General features: G+C 47.4%; 6 protein-coding genes. All 6 read right to left on the reverse strand.

Going from position 1 to position 5,765, the window contains the following annotated elements; genetic code table 11:
* Positions 1-58: 58 nt before the first annotated feature.
* A complete protein-coding gene (locus ACTIE6_RS14610) occupies positions 59-985 on the reverse strand; it encodes a glycosyltransferase family 2 protein (protein WP_439557343.1) in 927 nt (308 codons plus the stop codon).
* A gap of 48 nt (positions 986-1,033) precedes the next feature.
* Complete coding sequence (locus tag ACTIE6_RS14615) at positions 1,034-2,191, reverse strand: glycosyltransferase (protein WP_439557344.1); 1,158 nt, start codon at positions 2,189-2,191, stop codon at positions 1,034-1,036.
* 33 nt (positions 2,192-2,224) lie between these two features.
* Complete coding sequence (locus tag ACTIE6_RS14620) at positions 2,225-3,388, reverse strand: glycosyltransferase (protein ID WP_439557345.1); 1,164 nt, start codon at positions 3,386-3,388, stop codon at positions 2,225-2,227.
* Positions 3,388-4,410 carry a hypothetical protein gene (locus tag ACTIE6_RS14625; protein ID WP_439557346.1) on the reverse strand — a complete coding sequence of 341 codons (1,023 nt, stop codon included), beginning with the start codon at positions 4,408-4,410 and terminating at the stop codon, positions 3,388-3,390. Before ACTIE6_RS14625 ends, ACTIE6_RS14620 begins: the two co-directional genes overlap by 1 nt.
* Before the next feature lie 112 nt (positions 4,411-4,522).
* Entirely contained in the window at positions 4,523-4,891 is a 369-nt protein-coding gene (locus tag ACTIE6_RS14630) for a VOC family protein (RefSeq protein WP_439557347.1), read from the reverse strand.
* A gap of 78 nt (positions 4,892-4,969) precedes the next feature.
* On the reverse strand, positions 4,970-5,765 hold a 796-nt coding region (locus tag ACTIE6_RS14635; RefSeq protein WP_439557348.1), incomplete at its 5' end, for an amidohydrolase family protein.

Here is a 5,765-nt window from a genome sequence, read left to right on the forward strand (position 1 = left end):
GCCGGTAAAATACCAAAGGATCTGCTTGACAACATTCCCCGGCTTGTACCAGCTGTTGTCATACTTTGACAGATCGGTTTGGGCTTTTAAGGTCTTTTCCATATTCCGTTCTGAAATGTGTAATTATCTGCTCTTTGTCTCGACCTGCTCGGTAGTACACCTCGTATATCTTGGCATCAACCAGGAACCGGTACCAGAATCCCTGTAAAAAGTGCCAGATCAATCCTTTCACACCATCCAGAAAGCCCAGTTTAAGAATGTACCGGAAACTGAAATAGATGAATGGTCTTGTAAAAAGAGGCATTTTGGCGTACTTCACTTTAAGGTAACGCGTACGCTGCTCCTGGCTCCCCCAAAACTTCGGATCGACAGTGGGTTTGCTGTCAAAATTATATTTAATGTTCAATAAATCAATGACTTCCCGTATTGCATAATTGTTATGCTTTTGGGTCCACCAGGTGAGGTTATTAAGGTTATGATCAACGATATCGTGGTTGAGATTGGCAGTAGTGCCACTGCTGAGCTTGATATGCTCGTCCATCCACAACTCCTCACAGGTACCGGTGCCACTGCGCCACAGCCGCAGCAGCCAGATCGGATAGTAGCCGCCGCGTTTGATCCATTTATCCATGAAAATGACGCGCCTTTTTACATACAACCCCGAGACACTTTCAGCTACCTGCGACAACCCTGCATTCAATTCAGCTGCAAGTTCCGGCGTAATGTATTCGTCTGCGTCCATTCGCATCAGCCAGGCTGTGTTGAATGGGTTATTCGCAATGCCGAAATTGAACTGGAAAGAGTAGGATACCCACGTATTCTGAATCACGGTAGCACCGAGACTTTCGGCAATAGCAACTGTATCGTCCGTTGAAAAAGAATCGACAATAAAAATCTTGTCCGTAATCTGATGAAGACTCTTGATGCACCGCCCGATGTGTTTCGATTCATTGTGGGTCAAAATAATGACCGATAAGTCTATCATATCCAGGTATAGTGTTTCCGGTTCGGTTTTCAGCGGTTACTTAAATGCTCAAAGATAGCTGCTTTTTTTAACTTTCTTGTATTCTTCCAATAACTGATTGGCGACCACTTTGATGTCAAAATTTTCAGTTACCATCTTATAGGCGCGATTTGCTACATTTTCCGCGTAGCTTTTATCTTGTAATATTTTAAGAATCCCCTCAGCAACTCCATCGGCATTCAGAGGCGTCAGAAACGCGGCATCGTACCTCTTAATGTAGTCTCCGAAGCCAACCCTGTCGGATACTACGGCTGGAATTTTGCAGGTCATTGCTTCCAGTACCGCAATGGAAAATCCTTCCGAGTAGGAGGGAAGAACAAACAATGCAGCGTCCGAAAATGCTTCTTTTTTGTCAGTGTCCGTCAGCATTCCCACCAGCTTAATGCGGTCAGCCAGCTGATGTTTCCGGATAAAAGCTTCACATTCGGCCTGGTAACCATCGTCAGGACCGGCGAGGATCAGGATTGCGTCCGGTACCTGTTTGAATATCTTGTTAAATGCAGGAAGCAGCAGGTCCAGCCCCTTCTTGATATTCAGCCTTCCCATAAAAAGAATAAGCTGTTTATTTTCCGGGATCTGATGTTTCCGGCGAAAAATACCTTTTGCGGGCAAATTCTGGTAATCGGTGAGCTTCATTCCATTTGGCACGATCACTATATTTTTGGGCCGGTAACCCAGGTAACGTACCACATCTTCTTCCTCGTCGGTATTGTTGATCTGGATCAGGTCGGCTTTGCCGAGCAGGCGTTTTTGATAAAGGGCAGTAACGATCTGCTTTTTCCATTTACTATGTGCCACCGCCCATTTGTCAAGCAAACCGTGAATGGTAATTACTTTCACGGCTTTGTTGGGGATCAGGAAAGGCGCGAGACTGCCGAAATGCCAGATCCCGTGCATGTGTACTACATCATACTCATGGATATGCGCTTTGAGGTACTGGTACATTTCCAGCGAAAACTCGCGATAGATGTTGCTCAAAGGCGTCGTTCTCGCACAGGGGATCAGGCGCGCGCCGTCGGGAGCAGGGTACATTTTTTCGCCCGGGGTCATCGGGCTCAGGATATCCACTTGGTGGCCCTGCGCCAGCACTTCCGTAGTGTGGTCGTAAATGATCCGGGCTGGTCCGCCGATTGCCCAGGTATATGCACAAATATTTAAAATCCGCATTCTTTTTGGTGAGTGTAAATGGCGTAGCCTGAATCAGGCTTCTGCCAGCATTTTATATGTGTTGACCATTTCTTCGGCAACTTTTCCGGAAGAAAACGGCTTGATCTTTTCAATTGATACTGCGCCCATTGCGGTAATCTTCTCAGGATTTTCTCCAAAGAATAGCATCGCCTTTTCCAAATCCTTTTGTACTGCCGGATCGAAAGTGAAGCCGTTTTTTGCATTGCTGACAAGGTCTGGCGCACAGCCGCATTTACTGGAAACAATCACGGGCATTCCGCAAACCATCGCCTCATTCACGACCAGTCCCCACGGTTCAGATTTGCTCGGCAAAACCAGCACATCACTCTGCGCAAGCCAGCGCGGCACTTCGTACCAAGGAAACCCGCCGGCAAACGTAATCTGCGCATCCACTCCCAGCTGTTTGGCTAGTGTTTCGAGCGAACTTCTGGCCGGACCGTCGCCAACCAGCAGCAGTTCCCAGATACTTACCTTATTTCCGGCTTTTTGGATTTCGGCAAAAGCATGTAGCAGCATTTCCAGGTTTTTCTCCGGTGCGAGCCTGCCTACATATATGAATCGCCGGTTTTCGTTCAGGGCTTTATCAGTGTTATTCAGTGCTGCTTTGGCCTGCGCGAAATTTTCCCTGATCACCTGGTCGTCAACTACCGCAGCATTGCGCACAGCAATTTTGCCCGGATTGATCCCGAGGTTTTCCAGATAGTCCGCTGAGGTTTTACCAAAACAAAAAAACGCATTACCTCTGTTAATAATAAAGCTTTTAAATGCCTCCTTCCAGCTGGAACGTGCGTGGTCCTGCGCCGATGATTCTGATGAGATTACCACTTTTACACCTTTCCATTTGGCATAAAACATCAGCTCCACCTGCGCCATGTCGCCCCAGCCTGTGATGTTCAGTACGTCGGGTTTGAATTCTTTGAAAACCTGAAGCAGCGCCGCGCGCCGCTCCGCTTTCGAAATCTGGTCCAGGCTTTTGTTGAACAGCAACTGATAGGGATAGTCGTAAGTGACTTTCTCATCGTTCTGCATCACGGCGCGGCTGGCTTCGTACAGACCGATCTGCGCGACCAGAAACTGACTTCCGGGCTCCTGTTTTTTGAATACTTTGAAAATATCGCTGAAAAGCTTCGATTTATAATGTGCCCAAAGCTGGTTATGTACAATAAGAACACGCATTATCTGGGCAGTTTTAAGTATTCCTGAAACAATGGATACAGGTTATCAGCCATAAAAATCTGCCCCTGCGCATTGTAATGAACCAGGTCCATTTTGCGGTACAATTTGGTAGATACCCCAAGTTGTAATTCATTGATCAGCCTGACATTATTCTCTTTTGCAAATGCCATGATTTCTTTTCCCTGATCATTGAAATGCCCCATTTCTACTTCTGATATCTCAGGATGCAGGTAAATGAAGAACGGGATCTTATTGGTCTCGGCGATTTCGAGCAACTGGCGGTAACCGGGGTTGAAATTAGTACCCGGCTTTCGGATACCAGCCTGGTTAAGTGTTTCCTGCTTTGCCGAATCCAGCTGAACCGTATCTGCTTTTGCAGGGTCGGGCTTGTTTTCTGCTGTAATAACTGGCTTTTCAGGCTCGGTTGTGAGTAAAACGGTATCGAGGTAATAGAAGAAAATCCAGCGATACCGGTCCCAGAGTTCATACAATGCCACTTTGTATTGCTTGTCCGGCCAGCCGGGATCGATTCCCACCGGACTTTGGTGTGACATGATATCGTAAGCGTCGTGGCTGCTTGTCACCAAGCACATCAGTTTGGCCTTGAACACGCCGTATTTCTTAAGGTAAGCGGCCACATTATCAGGTCCCCACGAGCCGGCAGAGATATTGAGTACCCGAACCCGTGTTTTAAAATCCTGCTGAAACCGCTTTTCGAGGATCGTGGAAGCAATGCTATCCTGGTCTGTCAGGCTGCCGCCGTTTACAACAGAGTCGCCGATGAGCAGGATTATGATAGAATCGGAGGGGAGTATCTCTTCATTCCGCATGGAAAACTGGTTTGTGCGGATCACTTGTCCAAACCGTTCCACGTCCTGGTTTGGTGCATAGATATATTCAAAATCCGGATCAGAAACATAGAGGGGCGAATTACAGAAACCGTATTTTACCCTTAATACAACCTCGGCTATTCCGGCAAGAATGACAATGCCGATCAGCAATCCGTACAGGTACTTTAACATCAAGTGAAGTTCTTATCTACGTCGAATGTGGGGCAAATTTAGGATTACTTTTACCAAAAGCGATTTTTTGCCCTTTTGTTGCGTAAATAACTTACCCGATGGCGCCGCATTGTTACAGCATTTCAATCAGCTCAATGCGATTACCAAAAGGATCCCGGAAAGAAAACCGGTTCCTGTCCGGGATCTTGCTTTCGTTTTTCAGCTCTATTCCGTGTTCCTGCAACACAGCCCGCGCTGCTTCCAGGTTGTTGACTTCAAAGGCAGGATGCCGCTGGGACGAACCGTCGTGGTTCTTTTCAGCCCGTACATGCAGCTGAATGTCACCCATTTGAAACCATATTGCCCCGTTTGGCAGGGGGTAACCCAGGTCTTTCAGTTCTTCCAGGCCCAGCACATTGGTGTAAAAATCCCGCGCTTGTTCCTCGGCGCCTTCGGGAATGCAAAGCATGATGTGATCGAGTCTTTTAAATGCAATCTTCATGGTGTGGGGAGTGTCTTAATACTTAATGAATGTAATTATATCGGTAACTGAGCTTCGTTTGTAAGTCGCAAAGTAACCTTATTTGAGCGGACCTTCACTTGCTATTTTTCCTTCTTTCCAAACTGCATTGATCTTCCGCGTGTTGCGGATATCCTGAGTCGGGTCGCCGCCGAGGACGATCAGATCTGCCACTTTGCCCGCTTCCAGCGTACCATAATCTTTGTCTATCTGCAATGCACGCGCCGCATTGCGGGTACTTGCCACAATTACCTGCATTGCGCTCATTCCTGATTCTACCATCATTTCCATCTCCAGATGTTCGGTAAATCCCTGTGTACGTACCGGAAACGCGCCGCTGTCGGTGCCAAGTGCCACAGTAATGCCCGCCGCCGCGATCTTTTGAAGATTGCGCATCGCGATCTTGTTTGCTTCCATATTGCGCGCATACTCCGGCGAGCTCCTGATTTTTTCTCCATAAGCTTTGTCGGTGATCATTTCAAACACGCCCGGTTCGAGGGAGTTTTTGAAAAACGGATCATTAAGCCAGCCGGGACTGCCTGCGTAAGCAAACTGGTATTCATCTAGCGTCAAAGTAGGAATATAAGTGACATTCTTCTGTTTCATTTTGGTCAAAAGCGCCTGGTCAACTTCCTTATCGCGGATGCTGTGAGCGATGATATCAAGACCTGCGTCAATCAATGCACTGGCATCTTCGGCATAAAAAAGGTGCGCAGCTACGCGGATATTTCTTTTGTGGGCTTCGCTTATAATTGCCCGGTAAATTTCCGGCTTCATTTTCTGCCCGCCGCCGTGATCGTCTACCCACATTTTCAGTACCGTCGGTTTCAGGGCTGCCACTTTTTCCACCATGGCA

Source organism: Dyadobacter sp., assembly GCF_051859145.1.
In the GTDB taxonomy this organism is placed as follows: Bacteria; Bacteroidota; Bacteroidia; order Cytophagales; family Spirosomataceae; genus Dyadobacter.